Annotated in this window: 1 protein-coding gene; it reads left to right on the forward strand. The window is 29.8% G+C overall.

Features of this window, described 5'->3' with window-relative positions; all coding sequences use genetic code 11:
* Positions 1 to 27: 27 nt before the first annotated feature.
* The coding region (locus CCPUN_RS04160) for an AAA family ATPase (RefSeq protein ID WP_165941958.1) at positions 28 to 1,030 on the forward strand (1,003 nt) is incomplete at its 3' end.

The following is a 1,030-nucleotide window of genomic DNA, read 5'->3' on the forward strand; positions in this document are numbered from 1 at the left end:
AAAATTAGCCGTTTTTTATCAAATATAGTGGAAAATCCTCAATGTCAGTCTTTTATCCCATCATATATTTGTACCACCACCGAAATGTTATCTACGCAGTATTATGTAGATAAGACGGATCATGCTTACAAATTAATGTCTGGTGTTAATAAATTCATCTTTCTTTCCCGTCCCCGTAGATTTGGCAAATCATTATTTGTTAGCACATTAGAAGCAATAGCTAAAGGAAATAAAGAACTATTTCAAGATTGCTATATCTATAATTCTGGTTATGATTGGAAGAAATACCCTGTGATTAGAGTGGACTTTGGAGGAAAAGGTAATATAACACCTGATAATCTTATATTATATTTAGAAGACAAACTAAAAGATGTTGCTTCAGATTATAAATTGACTATAACAGGTGATACATTTCAATCAAGATTGGAAAACCTTGTTAAAAATATGACAAATCTAAGTGGTTATGCTAATAAAATAGTAGTCTTAGTAGACGAATACGATGCTACATTTATTAACCAATCAGATCCAATTATAAAAGAAAGTAATCGTTTAATTGTACGGGATTTTCTAACTGAGATTAAAACCCTTTCTGATAATAATAAAATTAAATTAGAATTTGTCACAGGTGTTAGTGCTTACTGTTTTAAAGAATGTAAATCTGGTCCTAATAATTTAGATGACATTACTTTAGATCAAGATTATGAAACTATAGCTGGTTATAGAGAAGAAGATTTATTACAGGAAGGTTCTGCCTATATCAAACGTATAGATGAATTAGCAAAAAGAAAAAGAGTAAGCAGAGATGTATTTGTAAACAAGATGCGTTCTAAGTATAATGGGTATCAATTTTCTATTGAAGAAGATACCGATGAAGAAGATACCACTGAAAAACATCACATTTCTGTTTCCGTATATAATCCTTGGTCTACACTAAAATTTTTAAAACATGGTAAACTAAACAACTATTGGTATAATTCAGGAACGCCTACTTTCTTAACTAAGAATATTGATGATTCCTATTTTGACATAG

This window comes from Cardinium endosymbiont of Culicoides punctatus, assembly GCF_004354815.1.
Taxonomy (GTDB): Bacteria; Bacteroidota; Bacteroidia; order Cytophagales; family Amoebophilaceae; genus Cardinium.